The following is a 23,948-nucleotide window of genomic DNA, read 5'->3' on the forward strand; positions in this document are numbered from 1 at the left end:
CCTGGTAAACTAGTTGTAGCAATTAAAGTTGCTAACGTTGGCAATGTTTCTCCACAGTAAGACTGTAACTGTGTTGAACCAACTCCTCCAACTGGTGAAGTAACTGGCGGTGTAGAATAAGAACATGCTGGTCCATAATAATCTACAAAGTTCGTTTGTCCTGCTCTTCTCAACATTACTCTAACTGAATAAGTAGTAGCATATTGATAGTTTGCCAATTGTGTTAAACTAAAGTACTGAACATTTCTATTGATAGTCTGAACACCATTTGGTCCAGTAATCTCAAATTGATATTCAACAGCATTTGCTGTTCCAACACATGAAATAACAGAACCAATATTTGATAATGTAGTTCCACAATTTAACATAGTTGATGTAAATGGAGCAAATCCATTATCTAAAGTACCATCACAATCATTGTCAATACCATCGTAAGCTACTTCAGCCAATCCTGGGTTTGCACCTGGGTTTGAATCATCACAATCGCCACCAACTAATACATATGTTGCACTAGGAGCATTACAAGAAGTAACTACTGTTGAATCAACTCCATATCCATCACCATCAACATCATTATACCAATTTACTGGTAAACATAAAGTAGTTAATAGAGCAGAACCTGGAGCAGAGAATTGATTTGTTGCAATGTTAAATTGATATAACCAGAATGTATAGTTTGTACTTGGAGTAAGTCCTGAAAGATTAAATCCAAATGGACTAGCTCCAGCTCCATCTCCTGCAGTTGTTCCAAAAACATATTCTGTCGCTGTAGTTGGGTTCATTGGAGCAGATGCCGTTGGAGAGTAAAATAATCTATAAACTATATTTCCATCGACATTGTTTGGACCACATGCTAAAAATGCAGTTGTTGTTGTTGGGTTCATTGCAACAAAACCAACGGGTTGTGCTGGTGGTGCTGGAAATGAAAAATTTACAGTATAAGTTAATTGAACTGAAGGATCTTCTGATGAAACTACAACAGTAGCACTACCTGGTAAAGCACTTGCTTGAGTAATCTGTGTTGTTGAAGTACCAGCATTTGGTGTGGCAGAAGTAATTTGAGGAATTTCAGTAGTACCAAAAGGTATTTCATATGTGTAAGAAAATTGAGAAGAACTAAATCCGCTAACAGTTGCAGAATCGACTTGTAAATCACTTAAAGTGGCATCTGTGTTAACTCCAGGATTATTCCAGAAATAAACATTATCTACATAGATGTCAATTGGTGTTGTACTACCAGGACCATTTGCTGCAAATATCATTTGAAATACATTATCCCATGTTTGACCACCAAAAGCACTTTTAGGAATATCTATACTTGTCCATTGCCCTGGAGTATGATTAATAGTCACTTGAACTTCATTAGGACCAGTACCTGAATTAATAGGACTCACTTTGATTATTGCAGTAGATGTTGAAGCTTGTGTCCAAAGATCAACATGTAAAAATTCCATAGAAGACAAATTAGTTGCAGTAACCTCAGTTCCTTGATAATTAAAATTAGCATAATGTAAAATAGTATTACCCGAACCAGGAACAGCCTCAAACGCTTGATTTAAAACGCCAAAACCTGATTGTCCCCAATTTGGATTATAATTTGTTGCAATATTTGAGTAAGTATTACTAAAAACTGAAACTACATTCGCAGCATTACGTGTTGGTACTGGTGCGTTAGTTGTTGGAGGCACCAAAACAACAGGAGCTGCTGATGTAGTACCAAAAGAAGTAGCAGGTAGAGAATAAATTGCAGTTGCAGTATTATACTGATACAACCAGAAAGTATAAGGTGTTGATGAACTTAAACCTGTTAATCTAAATCCAAATGCACTAGTACCGCCTCCATCTCCAGCAATACTTCCAAAAGTATGCTGTGTCGCTGTTAAAGGATTGGCAGGTGCTGTAGCTGTTGGTGAATAAAACAATCTATAAACAATAGTTCCACCTAAATTATTTGGACCAACCGCTAAAAAAATAGATGTTGATTGTGGGGAATTTGAAACAAAACCTACAGGTTGTGGTACACTTCCTGCTGATGTAGTTGTTGCTGTTACAGCGGTTGGAGGAGAAAATAAAGCTGTAGTACTATCGTATTGATACAACCAAAAAGTATAAGGTGTTCCTGAATTTAATCCACTTAAAACAAATCCAAATGCACTAACTCCATTTCCATCACCTGGTGTACTGCCAAAAATATATTCTGTAGCTGTTGTTGGATTTGCTGGAGCAGTTGCTGTAGGTGAATAAAATAATCTGTAAACTATATTTTCACTACCTGCATTGTTTGGACCGCAAGCAAAAAATACGCTTGAAGAAGTTGGACTATTTACAACAAGCCCAACAGGTTGTGATGGTGGTGTTGGTCCACCGCCACCATTTAAAACAAGCACTACATCATCAATATAAATAGCCTCTGTTGTATTGACTCCCATATTTGCCATGTGGAAATTAAGTTGGGCATTGTTGTTTGTTGATGTTGCATTAAAAGTATAACTGTAAGATGTCATTGTAGTTGTTAGAGCAACGGCATTGTTTCTAAACTGATCATTCCAAATATTTGTGTTTTGAATATTTACAGACATAGTTCTGTTTGCTGCTGCACGTGCTCTGAACGATAGTGTGTAAGAAGAGCCATTTATAAAAGACAAATTTGTCTGTTTTAGTTCTGTACCCCATGGATCTCCTCCAGCATTTGCTGTAGAATAAAAAGCTTCTCCTGAAGAAACTACTCCTGGAGAACCAAATACCCAACCGGTATTTCCATTTTCAAAATCACCGTTGGTGAGTAAGTTTTGGGATTGTCCCAATGATGTAGTCAAAAAGACTAATAATAATAAAATTTTTTTCATAATTGTTTGATTTTCATGAGTTGTTGGTTTTTTAATATTTGTTTGATTATTGGACTATCAAATTTATATAGTGTGTTGCTTATTTGCTTTTTTAGTAGGTGTATAAAAACTATACATTTTTTTAAAATATCTAAAATCTTAGAAATCCTTTGTTTTATTATGATAAACAGAGCATTACATTGTATGATATGTCTTTTTAGTATATCGTAAATAGTAAAATGTTGAGTTAATGTAATGGTAAAACGATGCTTAAAACAGAATTTTTGAGTAGAAAATAAAATTAATATCGTAATTATTTGACTTAAAAAATAGTAATAACATAATTATAGGTTTAAATTTTTATGTTTTTAATAAATGTCAAATCTAGAATTACAGGAAAATATCTAAAACAAAAAAACCTTCATATTTCTACGAAGGTTTTTTTATTTGATTAAAAAAAATTTTTTTAGCTACTATTTTATCTGTTCAATTTCAAAGACAGTTTTTCCGACAAAGTTGTCAATATTAACTCCTATTTGCCAATTTTCTACAAATACCTCTACATAGTCATTTATTGAAAGATTAACAATACAATTTACATTTCTATCAACTGGACCTTTTCCAAAATGATTTGCAGTAGTTTGTTGGTAAAAACTTCCGTTAACTCTAATTCCAACAGAATATAGCTGATTATTGCTTTGATCATTAGTATGTATCGACGCATTTATTCTGTAATATCCAGCTTTTGTAGCTACAAATCGATTTGTTGTACTATTAAATTCATTATTGGTATCAAACAATTCGCTATCAAAAGTTACTTTTTGCCAACCACTTGTAGCCAAAATTTGAGGAGTTGAAATATTTACTCTAACAACGGATAAAGTATTAATTGGATTTTGAACCCAAGAAGCATTTCCAACAGCATCACTTTGTAAAATATAATTAGAATTAGCACCAGTTGTCATCTGAAAATTGGTAGTTTTTGTATTTCCTGCTACATCTAATTTATTACCAACACTTGGAGTTGTCCCAATACCCACATTTACCCCATTATCACTAATAATACCATCAACTAGTGTTGTGCCATTCCATTTAGGTACTGAATTATTGACAGTTGACGAAACTTCAGGATCTGTTTCTAATGTAGAAACGTTTGTCCATATAGTCGCGCCAGCACCATCTGTTCGAAGCACTTGATTAGCTGAACCTCTAACATTTGGTAAAGCATATCCTGGCGATGATGAAGGATTACTAATTTGCAATGTTCCGTTGATTCTAACAATATTATTGTCAAACTCACCATAAATTAATGCTGCGTTTGCATTTGCATTAGAATTTTCAATGTATAATTTATTACTTCCCGTTTCTGACAAACCTGATTGATACCCAATTCCAACATTCCCATTTCCAACACTGTTTTTTAGCGACTCAAAACCTATTGCAACATTATTTTCCCCAGTTAAATTTTCTAACATTGAATTATAACCAATACTAGAATTTCTTATACCTGTTGTAGTTTTTCGCAATGAAGCAAAGCCTATAGCTGTATTTCCAATATTAGCGGTACTTGTTCCATTAAAAGTTGTAAGTGCATTTCTACCAATTGCTGTATTTCCACTAGAAATGGTATTTGAATATAAAGCGCCAACTCCAACAGCTGTGTTCTCACTTCCAGTAGTGTTTTCATATAAGGAAGAATCTCCTAAAGCTACATTTCTTCTTCCTGATGTTAATTTAGGCAAAGCATTAGTTCCAAAAGCAGAATTTCTCACTCCTGTTTGAGCACTAAAATTAACTGTTGGGTTTACAAGTGAATTGTCTCCAAATGATGTATTTCCATTATTATAGTTAAAAGTTGTTAAATCAAATGTTCCATCTCCTATAAAAGCTGCTCTTCTATTATTTCTTTTGAAAACAATGTTTATATTATCTGTCGTTCCTAGAAAATTTGTCGATGGATTTGTGCCTGAGTTACCTGTCAAACTCCAATCACTAGTTGTATTACTTTGAAAACCAATCCAACTAGACGATGAGTTTTGCCAATAATAAAATCCAGGTTGTCTCAAAACACTTGAAAAACTTGCTGCAACTCTTAGATATATTAGCATTCCATCTTGATTAACTGTCGGATTTATTGTTGGAAAAGCATCGACTTTTGGTATAAGAATTCCATCAGTATTTGTTGGTGTTGATTGATTGCTTGAGCGAATATCTAATTGCGCTTTTGGATCAGTTGTGGCAATACCAACTTGTGCAATGGTTTTCGAAGTAAAAATGAAAAGTAACAGTAAATAGCAGATTTTCAATTTCATAGCTTTGTGTAAAGAATATAATATTTTTTTGCAAAATTAATTTTAAATTCCCAAGTTTAAAGTAGAAATAAGTCAAATTAAAGTCGAACTTTTTTTACAGTTAAGGTTTCTTTGTTCTACAAGATATATCGAACTTTATTTATTATTTTTGACAATGCTTAGTATACAAAATATTTCGTTTTCCTATAAAGATAAACCAACGCTTACATCAATTTCTATTGCTCTTAAAAAAGGGAAAACTCTTTCTATTATAGGCGAAAGCGGTTGTGGAAAAAGTACGTTACTTAAACTTATTTATGGTTTGTATGATTTAAATGATGGTCAGATTTTTTGGAAAGAAAACAAAGTTTTAGGACCAAAATACAATCTTATACCAGGCATGGATTATATGAAATATTTGGCGCAAGATTTTGATTTAATGCCATTTATAACGGTTGCAGAAAATGTTGGGAAATATCTCTCTAACATTTATAAAGAAAAGAAGAATGAACGAATTTCTGAACTTTTGGAAATTGTTGAAATGACTGAATTTGCGAATACTAAAGCACAATTTCTTAGCGGTGGACAGATGCAAAGAGTTGCTATTGCTAGAGTTTTGGCTTTAGAACCTGAAATTTTATTGCTTGATGAACCTTTCAGTCATATTGATAATTTTAGAAAAAATAGTTTGCGAAGAAAATTATTTTCTTACCTTAAAGAAAAGCAAATCACCACAATTATTGCAACTCATGACGCAACGGATGTTTTATCTTATGCTGATGAAGTTATTGTCATGAAAGATGGAGAAATTATTGAAAAAGGAAACCCAAAATTAATTTATAATTTCCCTAAAAACAGCTATGTTGCCTCGCTTTTTGATGATGTGAATGAAATAACAATTAACGGAAAAAAAGAATTGTTTTTTCCACATCAATTACAAATTGTTGAGAAGTCAAATTTAAAAATCACGGTTTTGAATTGTTATTTTCGTGGAAGTCATTATTTGGTAGAAGCTAAATTTGAAAATCAAATCCTCTTTTTTATAAATGAAAATGATTTACAAATCAACTCTGAAATATTCTTAAAGAGAAAAGAGCTTTAAAACCATTGATTTTGAAGCTCTTTTTCGATTTATATAATTAGTTTTTTAAATATTTTTCTAAAAATTGATCTTGTTCCCAAAGTAAGTGTAAGATATTATCTTTAGCAGCATATCCATGACTTTCTTTTGGCAATAAAACCAATCTAACTGGTGCACCAAGGTTTTTCAATGCTTGAAAATAGCGTTCTGACTGCAAGGTGAATGTTCCAGGATTATTATCAGCATCACCATGAACCAATAGCATTGGTGTTTTCATTTTATCTGCATTCATAAAAGGAGACATTCCATTGTAAATTTCTGGAACATCCCAATAATTTCGTTGTTCACTTTGAAATCCAAATGGTGTTAACGTTCTGTTGTAAGCGCCACTTCTTGCTATTCCACAAGCGAAAAGATTGGAATGCGTCAACAAATTAGCAGTCATGAAAGCACCATACGAATGTCCACCAATCGCTACTTTTTTTCTATTGATATAACCTAAATTATCTACAGCATCAATTGCAGCTTCTGCATTTCCAATAAGTTGCGGCATAAATGTATCGTTTGGTTCTGTTGTTCCTTCTCCAATAATTGGAAACGAAGCATCGTCTAAAACAGCATAACCTTTGGTTACCCAATAAACGAATGATCCATAATTTGGGAATGTAAATTCATTTGGATTTTTATTACTTTGTCCAGCGCTATTTTTATCTTTAAATTCTTCTGGATAAGCCCAAATTAATAATGGTAATTTTTCAGTTTTTTTAGTTCTATCATAACTAGCAGGAAGATACAATGTTCCTGATAATTCAACACCATCTTTTCTTTTGTATTTAATTACTTCTTTATACACATTTTTTATACTTTCAAAAGGGTTTTTGAAAGAAGTAATTGGTGTTAATTTCCCTGATTTTATATTTCTGAAATAATAATTTGGAAAATCATTTTTTGATTGAATTTGTACCAATGCATCACCTTTTTTAAAGTCTTCTATCGAAAGTAAATCTTCCTTTTTATCTTTCATTTTTGAGGTGTAAAGACGTTTTGATTTCAACGTTTTTAAATTAAATTCATCAACAAAAGGAAATTGACCCTCTTTTGTATATCCATCACCAATTAGGTAAGTGTTGTCATTTTCTATTGCAAGTACATATTTATTATATTGATTTCTTTTGGTTTCAAAATTTCCAGGATCAGAATAAATATCTTGTGAGTTTCTATCCGAAATTATTTTTGGTGCTTGACTTGCATTGGAAGGATTGAACAAATAGGTTTTTTGATTTCTGGTGTCATACCAATCATCATAAGCTATGGCGATGTTTTCATTACCCCAAATTATTCCAGCATAACGTTGTTGTGTTTTTAAAATTGATTTTGGCTCTGAAGAGAATGGTGCATCCCAACCAAAAATTTCATCTCTAAAATCTACTTTATTGGCTTGGTCACCTTCATCTAGTGCAACTACATACGAAAGAGTAGAAGTTTTGTCAGTACGCCAACTCATACTTCTTTTTCCTTTTCTAACCGATGAAAATCCTTTTGGAATTACTTCATTTAAAGGAACTTCATTAACTACTTTGATTTCTTTTCCAGTCAAATCATAGACTACAGATTTTTGTGGAAAACGGCTCAACGGAACAATATAGGAATACGGTTTCTGAATTGTTGTTACCATTAAATAATTACCATCTGGCGAAAAACTTTCACCAGCATAAATTGCTGCAGTTTTGAATAATTCCGTTTTTCCGGAAAGGGAAACTTTGTATAATTCGGAAGTTACAAGTGCATCAAAGTTAGCTTCGTCTGTTTTATTTTTTAATAAATCTTGATACGTTCTGTTTTGTGATTTTGAACCATCACTATTAGAAACAGTTGGACCTTTTGGTAAATCTTTTTTGCTATCAATCAGTGCTGGTCGGTTTTTTGGTAACATTTTCACCAATAACGTTTCGTTGTCTTTCATCCAATTGAATGGATTGCCAAGGTTAGCATTCAAATTGTCATCCGTTATTTTTTTTGCTGAAGCTGAAGCAACATCAATTACCCATAATTCAACTCCTGTTGCAGTTGTATTAGTAAAAGCAATTTTCTTTTCATTTTGTGACCAGCTTATATTGGTAATTTTAGGATTTTGTGGCAAACCACTAACCTGTGTTTCTACTTTATCGGCTACTTTTCTTAATTTCAAATTATTGATATAAGTGACAGTACTAGATATATTAGTGATTGGATTAATTCGCAATCCTCCAAGTCGCATTTCCTCTTGATTTAAATCGTCTAATGTTTTATACGTACTTCGATAACTCAACAACATGTATTCTTTTTTGGAATCCATGTTCACGCCAGGTGTTCTTTCATAATCGGCTAAAGCCAATATTTCTGAAGATGGTTTTTGAAATGTTACATTTTCTTGAGCATAAATAGAAAAACTCAAAAAACTTAACAATAGAAATAGTTTTGATTTCATATTAGTATATTTTAAAATATTGGTATTTATTTTTGAAGTATTGTTACAGTTAAATTCTTAATTTAATTTTTTTTATAAAATAAAAACTCCCAAGATTCAACTTGGGAGATTTTAATTATTTACTCAAATACATTTTTCGTCTGCTGTACAACTCGTAGAACTGATCGTCTTTTAAATCATCAATAAACAAAATACTTTCTCCGGTAGATTTCATTTCCGGACCGAGTGCTTTATTTACATCTTTAAATTTACTGAAAGAGAAAACCGGTTGCTTAATCGCATAACCTTTCAACTGCGGATTGAAGGTAAAATCGGTTACTTTGTTTTCACCAAGCATTACTTTGGTCGCATAATTTACATAAGGTTCGCCATAAGCTTTTGCTATAAACGGAACCGTTCTTGATGCTCTTGGATTGGCTTCAATAATGTAAACCGTATCATCTTTTATAGCAAATTGGATGTTTATCAAACCAACTGTTCGTAATGCCAAAGCGATTTTCTTAGTATGGTCTTTTATTTGTTGCATTACAAATTCACCTAAATTAAACGGTGGCAAAGTCGCGTTGGAATCACCTGAGTGGATTCCGCAAGGTTCGATGTGTTCCATAATTCCTATGATGTACACATTTTCTCCATCGCAAATCGCATCAGCTTCTGCTTCAATTGCGCCATCTAAATAATGGTCAAGCAATAATTTATTTCCTGGAATCGATTTCAATAAATCAATTACATGTTCTTCTAATTCTTGTTTGTTGATGACAATTTTCATTCCTTGTCCACCTAAAACATACGATGGACGAACCAACAATGGAAAGTCTAAACTATCAGCTAATTTAGAAGCTTCGTCAGCACTTTCCGCAATTCCGAATTTTGGAAACGGAATATTTAATTCAGTTAATAATTCTGAAAAACGTCCTCTGTCTTCGGCTAAATCTAAAGCGTCGAACGAAGTACCAAGAATTTTAATTCCGTATTTAGATAATTTTTCTGCTAGCTTCAAAGCGGTTTGTCCACCCAATTGCACGATTACGCCTTCTGGTTTTTCATGACGAATGATGTCGTAAATGTGTTCCCAAAAAACTGGTTCGAAATACAACTTATCAGCCGTATCAAAATCAGTAGAAACCGTTTCTGGATTACAGTTTATCATAATTGTTTCGTAACCACATTCTTTAGCCGCCAAAACTCCGTGAACACAAGAGTAGTCAAATTCAATACCTTGCCCAATTCTATTTGGTCCAGAACCTAAAACTACAACTTTCTTTCTATCGGTTACAATACTTTCGTTATGAACGTATCTTTCGCCATTTGCTGTTTGAATTTCTGCCTCAAAAGTCGAATAGTAATAAGGAGTTTTTGCTTTAAATTCGGCAGCACAAGTATCCACCAATTTATAAACACGCTTGATGTTCATTTCATCACGCAATTTATAAACCTGACTTTCCAAACAGCTCAACATGTGCGCAATTTGTCTGTCGCCGTAACCTTTTTGCTTTGCTTCAAGTAATAATTCTTTTGGCAAAGTATCTATTTTGTAGTTTGTGATTTCTCTCTCCAACAAATATAATTCTTCGTATTGTTTCAAAAACCACATATCGATTTTAGTAATTTCATGAATTCTACTCAACGGAATTCCCATTGCAATGGCATCGTAAATTACAAAAACTCTATCCCAACTTGCGTAAGTTAGTTTTTCAATAATTTGTTCGTAGTTTTTATAACCTTTTCCATCTGCTCCAAGACCATTTCTCTTGATTTCAAGTGATTGTGTAGCTTTATGAAGCGCTTCTTGAAACGAACGACCAATTCCCATAACTTCTCCAACCGATTTCATTTGAAGTCCTAACGTTCTATCGGCACCTTCAAATTTGTCGAAATTCCATCTTGGTATTTTTACGATTACGTAATCTAAAGTTGGTTCGAATAACGCTGAAGTTGATTTAGTAATTTGATTTTGAAGTTCATCTAAATGATAACCCAAAGCTAGTTTCGAAGCAATTTTTGCAATTGGATAACCTGTAGCTTTTGATGCTAAAGCAGAAGAACGAGAAACTCTCGGATTGATTTCGATGGCCACAATATCTTCTTTTTCATCTGGTGAAACGGCGAATTGTACGTTACAACCTCCAGCAAAATTTCCGATTGAACGCATCATCAAAATGGCCATGTCGCGCATCTTTTGAAACGTTGTATCCGATAAAGTCATTGCTGGCGCAACCGTAATTGAATCTCCTGTATGAATTCCCATTGGATCCATATTTTCTATAGAACAGATGATTACTACGTTGTCGTTTTTATCACGTAAAAGTTCTAATTCGTATTCTTTCCAACCCAACAAAGCTTTGTCAATCAATACTTCATGAATTGGTGACATTTCTAAACCGTAGGTTAGTTTTTCGTCAAATTCTTCTTTACTGTGAACAAAAGCTGCTCCAGTTCCACCAAGTGTAAACGATGGACGTATTACTAATGGAAAACCAAATTCTTGAGCAATTTCTTTTCCTTTTAAGAAGGAAGTTGCTGTTTTGGCTGGCGCGGCTGGAATTCCGATTTTCTCTAATAATTGTTTGAATTGCTCTCTGTCTTCGGTAATATTGATGGCATTTACATCGACACCAATCATACGAACATTAAAATCTTCCCAAATTCCTTTTTCGTCGGCTTCTAAACAAAGATTTAAAGCAGTTTGTCCACCCATTGTTGGAAGAACAGCATCGATTTGAGGATGTTCTTTTAGAATTTGGATGATTGATTTGGTTGTTAATGGTAATAAATACACATGATCGGCCATACTTGGGTCGGTCATGATGGTTGCTGGATTGGAATTGATAAGGATTACTTCAATTCCTTCTTCGCGAATGGAACGTGCCGATTGTGAACCTGCGTAGTCAAATTCGCATGCTTGCCCAATAACGATTGGACCTGAACCAATAATTAAAACCGATTTGATTGAATTGTCTTTTGGCATTTTTTAGACTTCTTAGATAGTTAGACTTTTAGACTTCTTAGAAATTTAGACTTCTGAGAAGGTTTGTTGTGTGTTGTGTGTTTTTTTGAAATTGTGTTTAGCAATTGCAATTGTTATTGTTATTTTTAGCCCCGATAGTAGTGGAAATCCTTTTTAATTTTTTCTTTAAAATTAAAAAGATTGCAACGGATAGCGGGAAATAGCTTCTAAAAATTATTAACAATATCGTGAGATTGCTTCGTGTCTCGCAATGACTTTAAAAAAAAGCCGCTACTAATAAAAGTAACGGCTTTATATTGATTAATTCCTAATCATTATTTTTTGTGTCTTGGTTCAGAAGATACTGTTAGCTTATGTCTTCCTTTAGCTCTACGACGAGCAAGGACTTTTCTTCCATTTGCAGAAGCCATTCTGTCCATAAATCCGTGTTTATTTCTTCTTTTTCTTTTCGATGGTTGAAATGTTCTTTTGCTCATTGCTATTTATCTTTAAAATCGTATATTAAACTTTATAAGTGGTTCTTTCAAAACCGAGTGCAAATATACAAACCTTTTTTTTTCTGGCAAGTACTTTTTTAAAAATATTTTTAATTGATTTTATTACCTTTGCGACCTAATAATTTTTAATCATGTTTCACAAAAATATTAAAATAGTTTTAGCGGTTCTAATCTTTGCAACTGCTATTTGGCAATTTACTGAAAGTAATATCGGAAATGGTATTTTCCTTATTCTTTTATCTTTGATTCCAGTTTTTCTTTATTTTAAAAATGAATATATTCTTTTGGCGTTCTTGAAGTTGAGAAAGCAAGATTTTCCTGGAGCTAAAAATTGGTTGGATAAGATTAAAAATCCTGAAACAGCTTTGGTTAGAAAACAACAAGGTTATTATAACTATTTAAATGGTTTAATGTTATCGCAAACTAATTTAAATCAATCGGAGAAATTTTTTAGAAAAGCGATTGAGTTAGGTTTGAATATGGATATGGATTTGGCGGTTGCAAAATTAAATTTAGCTGGAATTGCCATGTCTAGAAGGCGTAAAATGGAAGCGACAACTTTATTGAACGAAGCTAAAAAGCTAGACAAACAAGGTATGTTGAAAGATCAGATTAGCATGATGAAAGAGCAGATGAAGAAAATCTAGTTTTCAGTTTTCAGTGAATAGTATTCAGAATTGAGTATAAAAAAAGAGCTTTAGATATTTCTAAAGCTCTTTTTTTATCTGTGAAAATTTGTGAAATCTGTGTTTAATAACCTTCCGTTGGAATTTCGATTTCGTATTTCTTTTTACTTGGATTGACTAATTTCTTGTCGCGCAACCACGGATTGTGAATTTTTAAGATTTTATAATTGATGCCTTGTGTTTTAGCAAAACTGGCTAAATCTGTAATAGCGCTGTCAATTTCGATTTTTTTAGTTGGAATTGGTCTATATAAATCAGTTGGATAAATATTGAAACCGTATTTTGCTGGATTTTTCATGATTTCTTTTAAGGCTAAAATCCTAAAAATATAGCGAGAAGTTTCTTCGGTTAACGCTAAATCATAATAATTGGTAACTTGTTGTTCTTCAATTTTTTTATTTACTCCATTCATTCCACCATTATAGGAAGCTGCAGCCATTGTCCATGACCCAAACTTATTTTTAGCAGTTAGTAAATATTTACAAGCTGCTTCGGTCGATTTTTCTAAATGATAGCGTTCGTCAACAAAATCGTTGACTTCCATTCCTTTTTCTTTGGCTGTGTCTGGCATAAACTGCCAAATTCCTCTCGCACCAGCCGAAGAAACTGCATTGACCAAACCACTTTCGATTACAGCTAAATATTTGAAATCATCTGGAACACCATATTTGGCTAAAATAGGTTCAATTACAGGAAAAGCTCGGTTGGCTCTTTTTAGAATTAATGTAGTGGTTGAATGAAGATTAGCATTGATTAGCAATTCTCTATCCAATCGTTCTCTCACGTCAACTATAGTTAAAGGTGCAGTTTCTCCAGCAAAATCAATGTTTGTTGGAAAATACATTGCTGTTCCTTCGTGTAGCAAGTTTTCTTTTTTTTCACTTGAAATTCCAAAAACGAAAATTCCGGAAATTAAAACTAGACTAAGTGTTGTTACTAAAGCATTTGTCTTTTTCATAATAAAAAATTGTAATCGTATAATGGTAAAGCTACAAAAATCGCTCCAAAATTGTTAATCTCCTAACAAAATTTTAGGTAAATTTTCATTCAACCATTTGTATTTGCTTAAAATCATGATGTGCGTTCCGCCTTTTACGGGAATAAAATCATTAATATATTTTGGTGGAAAAACTTCATCAGCATCGCCGTGAATGTGAATAATCTCGTTGTCAATTTCGGTTCGTTCCCAATTGATGATTTGTTCTATTGCCCAATCTAAATAGCGTTTGTCTCTAACGGCTAGAAATTTTTCATACAAAGCCAATCGTTGTTTTACAATGGATGAACCAAAGGAAAATTTGGTTAGCAACTCAATGTTTTCGAATAATTTAGTTGGCATCAACTTATAAGCTTTGGTAGTTTTGGCGATTTTAAATCGTTTTGGGAATTCTACATTCGATTTTACGCTCGAAATAATGACTATTTTTTTTGCTTTGACAAAGGGTTTCATCTCTTGAACCAAAATACCTCCAAAGGAAACACCAATCAATATGCAGTTTTCGTGATGAATGTTTTCAGCCATTTTTTTTGCATACGAAGTCAGCGATTGATTTTTCTCTGGGATAAACCATTCTAACAGATGGGTTTCAAATTGGTCTTCAGGCAATTGAATTCGTTCAAATATTGTTGAACTCGCCGCCATTCCGGGCATGAAGTAAACATGAATTTTAGACATTTTTAACTGTAAACTCGTTTAAAATTAGTAATTTTGCCTAAAATTAATCCTTTTATTTTATTTGTAGATGAACGAAATAGTATTTTCAGAAAAAATGGAAATTAAAGACAACACTTTTGCGCGTCAATTTGAAACTTTCATCGATGGAAACATGGTTTCTGTTGAATATTCATTTCAAGAAAAGAAAATATTTCTAACAAGAATAAATACTTTTGATGGTTTTGATAATGAGGAGTTTATTAATGATTTATTGAAAAACATCATGGAAATCGCCTATCAACGAAAGCTAAAAGTAGTTCCAATTCTCCCAAAAATTGCGCTTTTCTTTAGAAAAAATACAACTTATAGAGATTTACTTCCTCCGGGAATAAAAATATAGTTAAATAAAAACTAGAGTTAAATTCCAAATTCCAATTATCAAAGCTTGGAATTTGGAATTTTTATTTTCTATCTTTATCAAATGAGTTCCGAAAATCTAAATTCTGATGTCATTCATTTTTTTGAAGAAATTCAAAAATATTATGGCAGTAAAACCGAAATAATGCAAGGATTGTTTGTTGATATTGACGATCTTGATGCTAACCAAACGACTTGGAATTTATCGGAATTTGAATTAATCCGTTCGGCTTATCGTAATTTAGGTGGAAAATTTATGCTGGAAGGTAACGGAACTTATTATGAAATTTCTGCAGAAAAAATCATTCTTTTTAATCAAAACGGAAGAAATAAATTTGAATTTATAGAACAATATAATGAAACGTTTTTTAGGATTACTAAAATTAGGTTTCATTATAAGTATTAAATTGATTACGAATTAAAAATTACGAATTACGATAATTTGGAATTCATAATTCGTAATTCATAATTTCAGTGAACTCCATTCGAACAGCACCATCTTCGTCAATTCTAGTCAAATTGATTTCATGTAAAGTATTCACTAATTCAGGATTCCAAGGTGTTTTTACTTTTACGTAATTTTCTGTAAATCCGTGAATGTAACCTTCTTTATTTTCACTTTCAAAAAGCACTGTGTGATTGGTTCCAATTTGACTTTCGTAAAAAGCACGACGTTTTTTAACCGATAACCCACGAAGCATTTTACTTCTTTTCGAACGCACGTTCATCGGAACCACATTTTCCATGGTTGCTGCTTCGGTATTATCTCTTTCAGAATACGTAAAAACGTGTAAATAGGAAATGTCTAACTCATTTAAGAAATTATATGTTTCTAAGAAATGTTCATCGGTTTCGCCAGGAAAACCAACAATTACGTCAACACCAATACAAGCATGTGGCATTACTTTTCGAATTTTATTCACTCTATCAACATAAACTTCACGTTGGTAACGGCGTTTCATTTTGCCCAAAATTTCATTACTTCCCGATTGTAATGGAATATGAAAATGAGGAACAAACGTTCTGCTTTTTGAAACAAACTCTATAGTTTCATTTTTCAACAAATTAGGTTCGATAGACGAAATTCTCAAACGTTCAATTCCTTCTACTTCATCCAACGCTTTTACTAAATCTAGAAAAGTATGTTCGTGTTTTTTATTTCCGAATTCTCCTTTTCCGTAATCACCTATATTTACACCAGTTAGCACAATTTCTTTTATACCTTGCTGTGAAATTTCGTAAGCGTTTTTTAGCACATTTTCCAAAGCATCACTTCTTGAAATTCCTCTTGCCAACGGAATTGTGCAATACGTACATTTGTAATCGCAACCATCTTGCACTTTTAAGAAAGCACGAGTTCTGTCGCCAATAGAATAACTTCCTACGTAGAAATCGGCTTCTTCAATTTCACAAGAATGTACTTCGCCAAAATTATTTTTGGTTAAATCGTTAATATAATCAGTGATTTTGAATTTTTCGGTAGCACCAAGAACTAAATCAACGCCATCAACAGCGGCTAATTCTTCTGGTTTTAATTGCGCATAACAACCAACTGCAGCAACGAATGCTTTGTCGTTGAGTTTCATGGCTTTTTTTACAATTTGTTTGAACTGTTTATCGGCGTTTTCGGTTACCGAGCAAGTGTTGATTACGTACATATCGGCAACTTCTTCAAAATCAACTCGTTCAAAACCTTCGTCTTGAAAATTTCTTGCAATAGTAGAAGTTTCTGAGAAGTTCAATTTGCATCCCAAAGTATAGAATGCGACTTTCTTTTTATTTTCCATAAGTAAACTCAATTAATGAAATCGTTGTCAAAAAATTGAGAGTGCAAATTTAGATAGAATTTTGTAAAGAATTAAACTAATTTTGGTTTTGTTAGTTTGCTCCAATATCATCGATACTATCTTCTAATTTTATTTCTGAATTCCATTTTCTCTTCAGTAGAAAGTAAAGTAGGTATGTTATTCCAAATCCAAAAGGAATTGCAATAGCATTCATCAATATTTGATTATCCCAATCAATTTCGATTGCGAAAATTAAACTAATTAAACCTAATATTATTCCGCCTATAAAAGCTCCGCTGTAATAGGACAATATGCCTAATATCACAAAAAGCCATTTGTTTTTATTGAACTGGTTAGCTAATTCGTAAAAATATTTTCCTATGAAGTAAATAAAAAGAAATCCTAGCATAACTATTCTTTTCTATATTTCTTAGTTTCCTCAAAAACGTGTTCTAAAATTTTAGCATCTTCTTCCGAAAATTCTACATTTCTTCTTGCCATTACGATTTTAGCTGTTTGAAAAGCTTTGTTGGTTAAGTAAGTTGTAAATCCAGAACTTCCACCCCATGAAAAACTTGGTACAAAATTTCTAGGAAAACCACTTCCAAAAATATTTGTTGAAACACCAACAACTGTTCCTGTATTGAACATGGTATTGATGCCGCATTTTGAGTGATCACCCATCATTAATCCGCAGAATTGCAATCCAGTTTTGGCAAAGTTTTCTGTTTCATAACTCCATAACTTAACTTCTTCGTAATTATTTTTAAGATTTGAATTGTTGCTGTCTGCTCCAATATTACACCATTCTCCAAGAACTGAATTACCTAAAAATCCGTCGTGACCTTTATTAGAATAACCAAAAAGTACCGAATTACTTACTTCGCCACCAATAACAGAATGTGGTCCAACGGTCGTTGCGCCATAAACTTTAGATGCTAATTTCACTCTTCCAGATTCGCATAAAGCAAATGGTCCGCGAATGACTGAACCTTCCATAATTTCGGCATTTTTACCGATGTAAATTGGTCCAGTTGAAGCGTTTAAAGTTACAAATTCTAGTTTTGCGCCTTCTTCAATAAAGATGTTTTCGGGAGAAATGACATTTACACTTTTGGGAATAGGTTGTGAATGTCTTCCATCAGTAATCAATTCGAAATCTTCTCTAAGTGCGATATCGTTTTTGGCAAAAATATCCCAAGTATTTTCAATTGTGATGCAATCTTCATTGAATTCGATGATTTCATACGTATCAAAATCTACTTCTTCTTGCGTATCATTAGTGTAAAAAGCAATTACTTCATCATCTTTGAAAATGGCTTGATTTTTCTCCAAATTTTTTACCATTTCAGATAAAATATCATTTGGTAAAAAAGAGGCGTTAATCATAATATTGTCTTCCATTTCTACCATTGGGTATTTTTCTGAAAGATATTCTTCGGTTAAAGTTGTAGTTGTATAGCCCAAATATTTTTCCCATTTTTCACGAATGGTTAGAATTCCAACTCGGATTTCTGCAACTGGTCGAGTAAATGTAAAGGGTAAAAGTTTGTTTCTAACGGTTCCGTCGAAGAGTATGTAGTTCATTTTAAAAGTTTATAAGGTTTATGAAGTTTAAAAGTTTATAAAAAACATTAACTATAGTCAAAAGTACAAAGATTTAATCAATAAAAAAACCACTCACTTTCGTGAATGGTCTTAATAAAAATTTGAACACTGAAACTATTATTTTGAATGTTTAGCGTATTTAGTTTTGAATTTATCGATACGTCCTGCAGTATCAATAAGTTTAGATTTACCTGTGTAAAATGGGTGAGAAGTTCTAGAAATCTCCATTTTGAAAACTGGATATTCAACACCTTCGTGTGTGATAGTTTCTTTAGTATCTACTGTTGATTTAGTAATAAAAACGTCTTCGTTCGACATGTCTTTAAAAGCAACTAATCTGTAATTTTCTGGGTGAATTCCTTTTTTCATGATAAATCTTTTTTATGTTTTTGAAGTAGTTTGTTTTGATGCTTTCTTCTTGAAAGGTATAAACTAGCTACAACTTTTAATACTCTTGTTTTTAATTTGAGAGTGCAAAAATACAACTTTTTTACAAACTTCAAAGCGAACTGTAACTTTTTTTAAATAAATCGAACTTACTGTTAAGTAATAATGGAATTACTATATTTGTTGTTTAATTTAAAAAAAAAGTAAAATGGATGCAATATTGAAAAAAAATGCAATAAACTTCGGAGTTATTTCAGGTTTAATATCAATTGCTTTATACACGTTGATGTATTTAGTTGATTTAAAGCTTTTTGTTAACATGTGGGTTTTGTTTGGGATGTTAATAATTTGGATTGTAATCGGTTGTGTTTTATTGTCAAAAAGTAAAAAGGAAAGAGCTGGAGTTTTAACTTTTAAAGAAGGTTTTACTACTTATTTTCTTTCTGCATTGATTGGTATTCTAATTTCTACTGCTTTTAATATATTTCTTTTAAACTTTTTTGATACAGAAGCAAGAGATAAAATAACAGAACATTTTATTGAATTTCAAGTTGAAATGTTAGAAAAATACAATGCACCAAGTGATCAAATTGCAGAAACTGTTTCTAAACTAAAAGAGAACTCGCAATTTTCTATAAATGGTCAACTTTTAGGGATTGCTCAAGCTCTTCTTGGTGCCACAGTTTTTGGACTAATTTTAGCAGCAATTTTTAAATCAAAAACTAGAGAAGAATATTAATGAATATATCAATAGTAATTCCATTACTTAACGAACAGGAATCTTTACCCGAATTACACCAATGGATTGTCAAAGTGATGACAACTCATAATTATTCTTATGAAATTATTTTCATCGATGATGGAAGTACTGACGAATCATGGCAAATAATTGAGAAACTTTCAAACGAAGATACAAATGTAAAAGGAATTCGGTTTTTGCGAAATTATGGAAAATCGCAAGCCTTACATGCTGGTTTTGCAAAAGCGCAAGGTGATGTAATTATTACAATGGATGCTGATTTACAGGATAGTCCTGATGAAATTCCTGATTTATACAACATGGTAATGAATCAGAATTTTGATTTAGTTTCAGGATGGAAAAAGAAACGTTATGATAATGCGGTAACTAAAAATCTTCCTTCTAAATTATTCAATTGGGCAGCAAGAAAAACGTCTGGTGTTTATTTGAATGATTTTAATTGTGGATTGAAAGCTTATAAAAATGTAGTCATCAAGAACATTGAAGTTTCGGGTGAAATGCATCGCTATATTCCAGTTTTGGCAAAAAATGCTGGTTTTGGAAAAATAGGAGAGAAGGTTGTTATTCATCAAGCTCGAAAATATGGCGAGTCCAAATTTGGAATGAGTCGTTTTATAAATGGCTTTCTAGATTTAATAACGATTTGGTTTTTATCACGTTACGGAAAACGTCCAATGCATCTTTTTGGTGCAGCAGGCGTTTTGATGTTTATTATTGGATTTTTATCCACAGGATTTATTATTGTTGTTAAACTCATTAAATTATATTCTGGATTTGAGACCATTTTGGTAACACAAAATCCATTGTTTTATATCGCTTTAACAACTATGATTATTGGAACTCAATTGTTTTTAGCTGGATTTTTAGGCGAAATTATTCTTAGAACAAAAAGTAATGAAGAACGATATAAGGTTTCTGAAAAAGTAAATTTATAGTAAGTTATCTTCAAAAAAATATTTCAAAATGCACATTGAACAAAACATATTAGATAAAGTTAACGAGTGGCTTTCGCCAAATTTTGACAAAGCAACACAAGAGGCAATCAAGGAAATGATGACTTCATCTCCAAAAGATTTAGAAGAGAGTTTTTATAAAAATTTAGAATTTGGAACTGGCGGAATGCGTGGAATTATGGGCGTTGGAACCAACCGAATTAACAAATATACGTTAGGAAAAAATACACAAGGTTTATCGAATTACATGATAAAATCTTTTCCTGGCGAACAACTAAAAGTGGCTATTGCTTATGATTGTCGTCATAATTCTAACACTTTAGCAAAAGTAGTTGCAGATGTTTTTTCGGCTAATGGAATTCATGTGTATTTATTTTCGGATATGCGAACTACTCCCGAATTATCATTTGCTGTAAAACATTTAAATTGTCATGCAGGAATTGTATTGACTGCTTCACACAATCCTCCGGAATATAATGGATACAAAGTATATTGGCAAGATGGCGGACAATTAGTTCCACCGCAAGATGGCGAAATTATTCAGCTAATTGAAGAGTTGAATTATGACGAAATTAAGTTTGAAGCCAATGAAAATTTAATTGAATATGTTGATATTGAAGTTGATGCAGCATTTGAAAATTCTACAGTTCAAAATTGTAGTTTCAACACGCCAACATCAGCTAAAGAAAATTTAAAAATAGTTTATACATCATTACACGGAACTTCGATTAAGTCGATTCCGAACGTTTTGGCAAAAGCTGGCTATACTGATGTAAATATTGTTGCCGAACAAGCCGAACCAAACGGTAATTTTCCAACTGTAAAATCTCCAAATCCAGAGGAACCAGAAGCGTTGACAATGGCTTTAGCTTTAGCAGAAAAAACAAATGCTGATATTGTTATTGGAACCGATCCAGATTCGGACAGACTTGGTGTAGCGGTTAGAAATACTGAAGGTAAAATGGTTTTGTTAAATGGAAACCAAACCATGGTTATCATGACGGCTTTTTTACTGGAACAATGGAAACGCGCTGGAAAAATCACTGGAACTGAATTTATTGGCTCAACAATCGTTTCAACACCAATGATGCAAGAGTTAGCTTCAGCTTATGGTGTAGAATGCAAAGTGGGATTGACCGGTTTTAAATGGATTGCCAAAATGATTAAAGATTTTCCAAATCAGAAATTTATTGGCGGTGGCGAAGAAAGCTTTGGATTTATGGTTGGCGATGCGGTTCGTGATAAAGATGCCGTTGGAGCAACGTTGTTGGTTTGCGAAATTGCCGCTCAAGCAAAAGCTGCTGGAAGTACATTATATCAAGAATTACTGAACCTTTATGTTGATCATGGATTTTACAAAGAATACCTAATTTCATTAACCAAAAAAGGTATCGATGGATTGGCAACAATTAATCAAATGATGATTGATTTACGTGAAAATCCAGTTTCAGAAATTGACGGTCAACGTGTGGTTTGTATTGAAGATTATGACAATTCTACTTCTAAAAATATGTTTTCGGGCGAAATAGAAACATTGAACATTCCAAAGTCGAATGTTTTGATTTATTACCTCGAAGATGGATCTAAAATTTGTGCACGTCCAAGCGGAACAGAACCAAAAATAAAATTCTATTTTAGTGTAAATGCCAATTTAGATTCAGTAGAAAATGCTAAAGCAGTAGAAGCTGAATTGGATGAAAAAATTAAAAATATAATCGCTGGAATGAATTTGATCTAATGGATGAAAATTTAAAGAAAATTATTCCTTTTGCAAAAAAGTATAAGAGTAACGTTGCTTGGAATGTTATTCATAATGTATTATACGCACTTTTTGGAACAATTGGAATGGTTATGATTTTTCCAGTGTTAAAAGTTCTTTTTGGTAATGAAGAAAAAATTACTGAATTACCCGTTTATGAAGGAATTACAACAATAGATTCTTACCTAAATGACACACTTTTTTACTATGTGAATTATTATTCTGAAACTTATGGAGATAATTATGCGCTATTATTGACGGTTTCATTGGTTGTAATTACCTTCTTATTCAAAAATGTATTTGGCTATTTAGGATTGCAACATTTAACCAAATTAAAAACGGGTGTTCTGCGTGATTTACGAGAAAAAATGTTCAAAAAAATAATTGAACTTCCTGTTCCTTATTATTCAGAAAAGAGAAAAGGCGACATCATGGCGAGAATGCTTGGTGATATTAACGAAGTACAAAATTCGTTTTTCATGGTTTTGGAACTCATTGTTAAAGAACCGCTTACGATTGTATTCTCACTAATTGCTATGATTAATATAAGTTGGAAATTAACACTTTTTGTTTTCATTTTCATTCCAATTTCGGGCTTTATAATTTCTAAAATAGGAAAATCGCTTAAAGGAAAATCCTCAAAAGCACAACAGGAAAATGGTCAATTAATTTCTATTGTTGAAGAATCATTATCGGGTTTAAAGGTGGTGAAAAGTTATAATGCAGAAAATTATTTTACAAAAACCTTCAACGATTCAGTAAATCGATTGTATAAGTTGACTAACAGTATAGGGAAGAAAAATAATTTGGCTTCACCAATGTCTGAGTTTCTTGGAATCATAGTAATTTCCATTTTACTTTTTTACGGTGGAAATTTAGTTTTGGTAGAAAAATCTTTAGACGGCTCATTGTTTATTTCATATATAGCATTGGCTTACAATATTTTAACTCCTGCGAAAGCCATTTCAAAAGCTTCTTATCAAGTAAAAAATGGATTGGCTGCTGCCGAACGTGTTTTTGAAGTTTTAGAGGTAGAAAATACCATTACTGATAAAATTGATGCTACTGAACTAAAACATTTTGGCAAAGAAATTCAATTGAAAAATATCACTTTTGCCTATAATGATGAATCTGTTTTAAAGGATTTTTCTTTAGTTATTCCAAAAGGAAAAACCGTTGCTTTAGTTGGTCAATCGGGTTCAGGGAAAAGTACTATTGCTAACTTGTTGACACGATTTTATGATGTAAATAAAGGAGAAATTTTGATTGACAATCAGAATATAAAAGACGTAACTATGAAATCGTTGCGAGCTTTGACAGGTTTAGTCACGCAAGACAGTATCATGTTTAATGGAACGATTAAGGACAACATTCGCTTAGGAAAATTAGACGCAACCGACGATGAAATTATCGATGCTTTAAAAATCGCTAATGCTTATGAATTCGTTAAAGATTTACCAAATGGAATAGAAACCAACATTGGCGATAGCGGAAACAAACTGTCAGGTGGACAAAAGCAACGACTTTCTATTGCACGAGCCGTTTTGAAAAATCCACCAATTATGATTTTAGACGAAGCTACTTCGGCATTGGATACTGAAAGTGAAAAATTTGTTCAAGTGGCTTTAGAAAATATGATGCAAAATCGAACTTCAATAGTCATTGCGCACCGACTTTCTACTATTCAAAAAGCTGATGTAATAGTGGTAATGCAAAAAGGAGAAATTGTTGAACAAGGAAATCACGACGAACTTTTAGCTAAAAATGGTATGTATGCTAAACTTGTTTCTATGCAAAGTTTTGAATAG

19 protein-coding genes are annotated in these 23,948 nt (G+C 32.5%); 8 read left to right on the top strand and 11 right to left on the bottom strand.

Annotated features, from left to right (window positions below; translation table 11 throughout):
• Both BC748_RS13545 and BC748_RS13550 read right to left on the bottom strand, forming a co-directional pair.
• A partial coding sequence (locus tag BC748_RS13545; protein WP_211338564.1) for a carbohydrate binding domain-containing protein occupies positions 1–2,846 on the bottom strand: 2,846 nt, incomplete at its 3' end.
• Between the two features lie 452 nt (positions 2,847–3,298).
• The gene (locus tag BC748_RS13550) at positions 3,299–5,137 is read right to left on the bottom strand and encodes a hypothetical protein (protein ID WP_133534035.1); all 1,839 of its coding nucleotides are present in this window, start codon (positions 5,135–5,137) and stop codon (positions 3,299–3,301) included.
• A gap of 154 nt (positions 5,138–5,291) precedes the next feature.
• On the opposite strand from BC748_RS13550, the gene BC748_RS13555 reads away from it, so the two are divergent.
• Entirely contained in the window at positions 5,292–6,218 is a 927-nt protein-coding gene (locus BC748_RS13555) for an ABC transporter ATP-binding protein (protein ID WP_133534036.1), read from the top strand.
• A 37-nt stretch (positions 6,219–6,255) separates the two neighbouring features.
• On the opposite strand, the gene BC748_RS13560 is transcribed toward BC748_RS13555, so the two are convergent.
• From BC748_RS13560 to rpmH, 3 genes are all read right to left on the bottom strand, one after another.
• The gene (locus BC748_RS13560) at positions 6,256–8,664 is read right to left on the bottom strand and encodes a S9 family peptidase (RefSeq protein ID WP_133534037.1); all 2,409 of its coding nucleotides are present in this window, start codon (positions 8,662–8,664) and stop codon (positions 6,256–6,258) included.
• 115 nt (positions 8,665–8,779) lie between these two features.
• Entirely contained in the window at positions 8,780–11,632 is a 2,853-nt protein-coding gene (gene carB, locus BC748_RS13565) for a carbamoyl-phosphate synthase large subunit (RefSeq protein WP_133534038.1), read from the bottom strand.
• Between the two features lie 314 nt (positions 11,633–11,946).
• Positions 11,947–12,108 carry a 50S ribosomal protein L34 gene (gene rpmH, locus BC748_RS13570; protein ID WP_008464848.1) on the bottom strand — a complete coding sequence of 54 codons (162 nt, stop codon included), beginning with the start codon at positions 12,106–12,108 and terminating at the stop codon, positions 11,947–11,949.
• A 152-nt stretch (positions 12,109–12,260) separates the two neighbouring features.
• On the opposite strand from rpmH, the gene BC748_RS13575 reads away from it, so the two are divergent.
• Positions 12,261–12,776: a DUF2892 domain-containing protein gene (locus BC748_RS13575; protein WP_133534039.1), complete on the top strand. Its 516-nt coding sequence runs from the start codon at positions 12,261–12,263 to the stop codon at positions 12,774–12,776.
• Positions 12,777–12,879: 103 nt separating this feature from the next.
• Here BC748_RS13575 and BC748_RS13580 read toward each other — a convergent pair whose 3' ends face one another.
• Complete coding sequence (locus tag BC748_RS13580) at positions 12,880–13,773, bottom strand: lytic transglycosylase domain-containing protein (protein ID WP_133534040.1); 894 nt, start codon at positions 13,771–13,773, stop codon at positions 12,880–12,882.
• Between the two features lie 54 nt (positions 13,774–13,827).
• Positions 13,828–14,490 carry an alpha/beta hydrolase gene (locus tag BC748_RS13585; protein WP_133534041.1) on the bottom strand — a complete coding sequence of 221 codons (663 nt, stop codon included), beginning with the start codon at positions 14,488–14,490 and terminating at the stop codon, positions 13,828–13,830.
• 94 nt (positions 14,491–14,584) lie between these two features.
• On the opposite strand from BC748_RS13585, the gene BC748_RS13590 reads away from it, so the two are divergent.
• Together BC748_RS13590 and BC748_RS13595 are read left to right on the top strand one after the other, a co-directional pair.
• Positions 14,585–14,869, top strand: coding sequence for a GNAT family N-acetyltransferase (locus BC748_RS13590; protein ID WP_133534139.1), 285 nt, complete (start codon positions 14,585–14,587; stop codon positions 14,867–14,869).
• A 45-nt stretch (positions 14,870–14,914) separates the two neighbouring features.
• Positions 14,915–15,292, top strand: coding sequence for a hypothetical protein (locus tag BC748_RS13595; protein ID WP_133534042.1), 378 nt, complete (start codon positions 14,915–14,917; stop codon positions 15,290–15,292).
• Between the two features lie 43 nt (positions 15,293–15,335).
• Here the strand turns inward: BC748_RS13595 and mtaB are convergent, their stop codons facing one another.
• The 4 genes from mtaB to BC748_RS13615 form a co-directional block, all read right to left on the bottom strand.
• Positions 15,336–16,673, bottom strand: coding sequence for a tRNA (N(6)-L-threonylcarbamoyladenosine(37)-C(2))-methylthiotransferase MtaB (mtaB, locus tag BC748_RS13600; RefSeq protein ID WP_133534043.1), 1,338 nt, complete (start codon positions 16,671–16,673; stop codon positions 15,336–15,338).
• 91 nt (positions 16,674–16,764) lie between these two features.
• Entirely contained in the window at positions 16,765–17,082 is a 318-nt protein-coding gene (locus BC748_RS13605; RefSeq protein WP_133534044.1) for a CbiQ family ECF transporter T component, read from the bottom strand.
• Between the two features lie 2 nt (positions 17,083–17,084).
• The gene (locus tag BC748_RS13610; protein ID WP_133534045.1) at positions 17,085–18,260 is read right to left on the bottom strand and encodes a GlmU family protein; all 1,176 of its coding nucleotides are present in this window, start codon (positions 18,258–18,260) and stop codon (positions 17,085–17,087) included.
• 138 nt (positions 18,261–18,398) lie between these two features.
• On the bottom strand, positions 18,399–18,650 hold the full coding sequence (locus BC748_RS13615) for a type B 50S ribosomal protein L31 (RefSeq protein WP_133534046.1): 252 nt from the start codon (positions 18,648–18,650) through the stop codon (positions 18,399–18,401).
• Between the two features lie 226 nt (positions 18,651–18,876).
• On the opposite strand from BC748_RS13615, the gene BC748_RS13620 reads away from it, so the two are divergent.
• The 4 genes from BC748_RS13620 to BC748_RS13635 are packed head-to-tail and all read left to right on the top strand — an operon-like array spanning position 18,877 to position 23,948.
• Positions 18,877–19,407: a DUF4199 domain-containing protein gene (locus BC748_RS13620; RefSeq protein WP_133534047.1), complete on the top strand. Its 531-nt coding sequence runs from the start codon at positions 18,877–18,879 to the stop codon at positions 19,405–19,407.
• Complete coding sequence (locus BC748_RS13625; RefSeq protein WP_133534048.1) at positions 19,407–20,363, top strand: glycosyltransferase family 2 protein; 957 nt, start codon at positions 19,407–19,409, stop codon at positions 20,361–20,363. Before BC748_RS13620 ends, BC748_RS13625 begins: the two co-directional genes overlap by 1 nt.
• A 28-nt stretch (positions 20,364–20,391) precedes the next feature.
• Positions 20,392–22,119, top strand: coding sequence for a phospho-sugar mutase (locus BC748_RS13630; RefSeq protein WP_133534049.1), 1,728 nt, complete (start codon positions 20,392–20,394; stop codon positions 22,117–22,119).
• The gene (locus BC748_RS13635) at positions 22,119–23,948 is read left to right on the top strand and encodes an ABC transporter ATP-binding protein (RefSeq protein WP_133534050.1); all 1,830 of its coding nucleotides are present in this window, start codon (positions 22,119–22,121) and stop codon (positions 23,946–23,948) included. Before BC748_RS13630 ends, BC748_RS13635 begins: the two co-directional genes overlap by 1 nt.

The organism is Flavobacterium dankookense, from assembly GCF_004362665.1.
In the GTDB taxonomy this organism is placed as follows: domain Bacteria; phylum Bacteroidota; class Bacteroidia; order Flavobacteriales; family Flavobacteriaceae; genus Flavobacterium; species Flavobacterium dankookense.

Bases quoted from the DNA above. Each gene is read 5' to 3' on its own strand.
- BC748_RS13635 (WP_133534050.1), top strand. From the start codon at position 22,119: ATGGATGAAAATTTAAAGAAAATTATTCCTTTTGCAAAAAAGTATAAG.
- carB (WP_133534038.1), bottom strand. From the start codon at position 11,632: ATGCCAAAAGACAATTCAATCAAATCGGTTTTAATTATTGGTTCAGGT.
- BC748_RS13550 (WP_133534035.1), bottom strand. From the start codon at position 5,137: ATGAAATTGAAAATCTGCTATTTACTGTTACTTTTCATTTTTACTTCG.
- rpmH (WP_008464848.1), bottom strand. From the start codon at position 12,108: ATGAGCAAAAGAACATTTCAACCATCGAAAAGAAAAAGAAGAAATAAA.
- BC748_RS13585 (WP_133534041.1), bottom strand. From the start codon at position 14,490: ATGTCTAAAATTCATGTTTACTTCATGCCCGGAATGGCGGCGAGTTCA.
- BC748_RS13615 (WP_133534046.1), bottom strand. From the start codon at position 18,650: ATGAAAAAAGGAATTCACCCAGAAAATTACAGATTAGTTGCTTTTAAA.
- BC748_RS13605 (WP_133534044.1), bottom strand. From the start codon at position 17,082: ATGCTAGGATTTCTTTTTATTTACTTCATAGGAAAATATTTTTACGAA.
- BC748_RS13560 (WP_133534037.1), bottom strand. From the start codon at position 8,664: ATGAAATCAAAACTATTTCTATTGTTAAGTTTTTTGAGTTTTTCTATT.
- BC748_RS13580 (WP_133534040.1), bottom strand. From the start codon at position 13,773: ATGAAAAAGACAAATGCTTTAGTAACAACACTTAGTCTAGTTTTAATT.
- BC748_RS13625 (WP_133534048.1), top strand. From the start codon at position 19,407: ATGAATATATCAATAGTAATTCCATTACTTAACGAACAGGAATCTTTA.
- BC748_RS13590 (WP_133534139.1), top strand. From the start codon at position 14,585: ATGGAAATTAAAGACAACACTTTTGCGCGTCAATTTGAAACTTTCATC.
- BC748_RS13630 (WP_133534049.1), top strand. From the start codon at position 20,392: ATGCACATTGAACAAAACATATTAGATAAAGTTAACGAGTGGCTTTCG.
- BC748_RS13610 (WP_133534045.1), bottom strand. From the start codon at position 18,260: ATGAACTACATACTCTTCGACGGAACCGTTAGAAACAAACTTTTACCC.
- BC748_RS13620 (WP_133534047.1), top strand. From the start codon at position 18,877: ATGGATGCAATATTGAAAAAAAATGCAATAAACTTCGGAGTTATTTCA.
- mtaB (WP_133534043.1), bottom strand. From the start codon at position 16,673: ATGGAAAATAAAAAGAAAGTCGCATTCTATACTTTGGGATGCAAATTG.
- BC748_RS13575 (WP_133534039.1), top strand. From the start codon at position 12,261: ATGTTTCACAAAAATATTAAAATAGTTTTAGCGGTTCTAATCTTTGCA.
- BC748_RS13555 (WP_133534036.1), top strand. From the start codon at position 5,292: ATGCTTAGTATACAAAATATTTCGTTTTCCTATAAAGATAAACCAACG.